This is a genomic window from Microcoleus sp. D2_18a_B4, assembly GCF_036702475.1.
Taxonomy (GTDB): domain Bacteria; phylum Cyanobacteriota; class Cyanobacteriia; order Cyanobacteriales; family Microcoleaceae; genus Microcoleus.
This window is the reverse complement of record NZ_JAUBTL010000130.1, coordinates 1-3234: the sequence shown is the minus strand read 5'-3', so window position 1 is coordinate 3234 and position 3234 is coordinate 1. Positions and strand designations below refer to the sequence as shown.

5 protein-coding genes are annotated in these 3234 nt (G+C 43.5%); 4 read left to right on the top strand and 1 reads right to left on the bottom strand.

Annotation, left to right across the window (positions count from 1 at the left end):
• Positions 1-431: 431 nt before the first annotated feature.
• The gene (locus QUB04_RS32260; RefSeq protein WP_333290730.1) at positions 432-1064 is read right to left on the bottom strand and encodes a Vat family streptogramin A O-acetyltransferase; all 633 of its coding nucleotides are present in this window, start codon (positions 1062-1064) and stop codon (positions 432-434) included.
• A gap of 234 nt (positions 1065-1298) precedes the next feature.
• On the opposite strand from QUB04_RS32260, the gene QUB04_RS32255 reads away from it, so the two are divergent.
• From QUB04_RS32255 to QUB04_RS32240, 4 genes are all read left to right on the top strand, one after another.
• Positions 1299-1760, top strand: coding sequence for a GNAT family N-acetyltransferase (locus QUB04_RS32255; RefSeq protein ID WP_333290729.1), 462 nt, complete (start codon positions 1299-1301; stop codon positions 1758-1760).
• A 49-nt stretch (positions 1761-1809) separates the two neighbouring features.
• Complete coding sequence (locus QUB04_RS32250) at positions 1810-2181, top strand: DUF2237 domain-containing protein (RefSeq protein ID WP_333167401.1); 372 nt, start codon at positions 1810-1812, stop codon at positions 2179-2181.
• A gap of 220 nt (positions 2182-2401) precedes the next feature.
• Entirely contained in the window at positions 2402-2821 is a 420-nt protein-coding gene (locus QUB04_RS32245; RefSeq protein ID WP_333290728.1) for a XisH family protein, read from the top strand.
• Positions 2809-3144, top strand: a complete 336-nt coding sequence (locus QUB04_RS32240) for a XisI protein (RefSeq protein ID WP_333290727.1) — start codon at positions 2809-2811, stop codon at positions 3142-3144. The genes QUB04_RS32245 and QUB04_RS32240 overlap by 13 nt, the downstream gene beginning before the upstream one ends.
• Positions 3145-3234 lie beyond the last annotated feature (90 nt).

The following is a 3234-nucleotide window of genomic DNA, read 5'->3' as shown; positions in this document are numbered from 1 at the left end:
TCCCGCCCGTCCAAAAAGGACGGGCGGGACGCCCATCCCACTTTCAAGAGTGGAAGTTATTTAATTCTCATTCCTAAGTTTTAGGGGCGGTGCGGTACGGGGGTTCCCTGGGTTTGCATGGTGATTTTGGGGGATTTTTTGACCACGAATTTCAAAGGTGGTACCCGCCACGTGATTTATCCGTGGAATCAATCCCAAATCGCAAATCGAAAATCAGAAGAGCCCCCGCATTTATCTCGCGCAAGTCAATCTAAAATCTAAAATCTAAAATCTAAAATCGATTGACCGCAGATGCAGGCTGATTGACGTTGATGAACGCAGATTAGAAGATGTATCCGGGATCGGCTGCTGGGAGTTGGTTCGCCGGCGCGATCGCGCCGGAACCGGTACACAGGATCAAAGTTAAAATTAATATCGCTGTATTTGGGAGTTTACTCGGCATTTTTGAGTGCTTGAATATCACCTTGCATAATTATGCTGACATTGCGGGAAATCTTGTCGATTTCCCAATCCCACCACCTAATTTCTAATAGTTGTGCAACTTCAGCATCGCTAAAACGCTGTTTGATTGGATGGGCGGGGTTGCCACCGACAATGGTGTAAGCGGGAATGTCTTTTACTACAACGGATTTGGCGGCAATGACTGCACCGTCGCCGATTTTGACTCCGGGCATAATCAGGGATTCATAGCCGATCCAAACATCATTGCCAATGACGGTATCGCCTTTACTTGGCAGTTCCATTAATAAATTCATGGCTGTTTCCCAACCATTCCCAAAAACCGGAAAAGGATAAGTTGAAATACCGTCTAGTTTGTGATTAGCGCCGTTCATAATGAATTTGACGTTAGTGGCGATCGCACAAAATTTACCAATAATTAATCGATCGTTTCCGTAGTTATAAAGTACATTTTTTTCAAATTTTTCGGGATCTATTGGATCGTCGTAATATGAGTAATCGCCGACGATAATGTTGGGGGATTTAATAAAGTTTTTGATGAAGCATACGCGCCGTTGGTCGGCCATCGGATAGGGTCGGTTTGGATCGGGCCCAATTTCTGTCATAAGTTTCAAGCCTTATTAGTTAAGCTGCTGGATTAATGTAGTGTTAATTCGAGTTAGATTTCTTCTGCTTGATTAACATAGAGTAGGAGTGTTTGTCAAGGGGTGGGCGAGAAATTTTGGTCGATCGCCCTGCAAGAAATGAGCCAAAATGGTAGAAGCCAACATCCATCCGTGTTGCGAAGCGGTTAAAAATCCCAAATTAATATAAAAGAAGCGATCGCAGTGAGATAATTTATGAGAGTACGAACCTACGAAATCGGTGATACCCAACAAATTGTAAAACTGTTTTACGACACCGTACACGAAGTAAACATCCGCGATTACACACAAGCACAAGTAGATGCTTGGGCTCCCGCAGATATCGATATCGAAAGTTGGACTAAAAGTTTAAGCAGTAAATTTACATTCGTAGCCGAAGAGGGTGAGAAAATTGCAGGTTTTGGGGAATTAGAAGCAAGCGGCCATATCGATCGCTTTTACTGTCATCAAGATTTTCAAAGGCAAGGAGTTGGTAGGCTAATTTTAAAACAAATTGAGTCAAAAGCCAAAGACTTAGGAATTAACAAGTTATTTACCGAAGCCAGCATTACAGCTCGACCTTTTTTTGAAACCCAGGGATTTATTGTGATTACAAAACAAGAAGTAGAACGCAGAGGACAAAAATTCATCAACTTTGCGATGGAAAAAAATATATAAACAACGATTTGTGTAAAATTAGATCGAAGAGTTTTATGGAGGAGTTGCGATGGTGACGGAAGCTACAAATGTGGTGGGCGGAAAGTTAGAGACTTGCTGCACTTCGCCAATGACAGGATATTATCGAGACGGCAAATGCAATACAGGTGGTGGCGACTTTGGGGCTCACACTGTTTGTGCTCAACTGACAGAAGAGTTTTTGCAATTCACTAAGTCGAATGGAAATGATTTGAGCACTCCGGTTCCCGAATTTAACTTTCCCGGTTTGAAGCCTGGGGATTGCTGGTGTTTGTGCGCCCCTCGGTGGAAGGAAGCAATGGATGCAGGAGTTGCGCCACCTGTGGTTTTGGCTGCGACTCACGCCTTGACTTTGGAATACGTTTCTTTGGATGAATTGAAGCAGCACGCTGCTGATTTGTAGGAGGATGTTGGTGTGCGATCCTCTTCGTTGGCGTAGCCCCCGTAGGGGCGGGCTTTCCTTCGGATCGCAACGCTTTCGCTAACGGGCGATCGCGCTCTTATACAAACTGTAGGGTGCGTCAGTTGGCGTTATTTTTTCAATAATTCAGGGGTTTTTCACTGACCCACCCTACAAGTTTACTCCAATCAGTTAAGATAGGTTTAGAGGTGAGGTATAACCAGTGTCAGCTAAGGATCTATTTCATAATGCTGTGAAGCGAGGTCTTGAAAAATCTGAGTGGGTGGTTACTCACGATCCTCTCAGGCTAGAATTTGCCGAGAATGAGAGAGTCGAAATCGATTTGGGAGCGGAACGACTCATCGGGGCGGAAAAATCAGGAAAAAAAATTGCAGTAGAAGTCAAGAGTTTTTTAAGCGCTTCAGCTCTCTCTGATTTTCATACCGCGTTAGGACAATTTTTAAATTACCGTTTAGTCTTAGAAAAGCTCGAACCAGCTCGCACTTTATATTTGGCAGTTCCCATCGCCACTTACGAATCTTTTTTCAGTCGGAAGTTACCTCAAGCGTCGGTTCGACAACATCAAGTCAAGCTTATTGTGTATAACCCAGTTCAGGAGGAAATAGTCAAATGGATCGACTAGACCATTACCGTCAGTGCATTCAAAAACTCCTAATTGAAGACAGTAAGATAGCACCAATTAACGGAGAAATTGAGGTAGAAACAATTTTTGATCGAGAAAGCGATCGCTATCTAGCCGTCGATTTAGGATGGGACGGACACCGCCGCGTGTATAACTGTGTGTTTCATTTGGATATTAAAAATGGCAAAATCTGGATTCAGCGAAATCAAACTGACAGGCAAATTGCTGATGAATTGGTAGAAATGGGAGTACCCAAAGAGGATATTGTGCTAGGAATTCAGCCAACTTATGCACGCGAAAATACAGGGTTTGGAGTTGCATAATAATTCGTAGGGTGGGAGCATCTCAGTTTTGTAAAAAGCATTTTTTTTATTGTAGTGCGAGCGTCCCCGCTCGCGTATTGTACAATACGC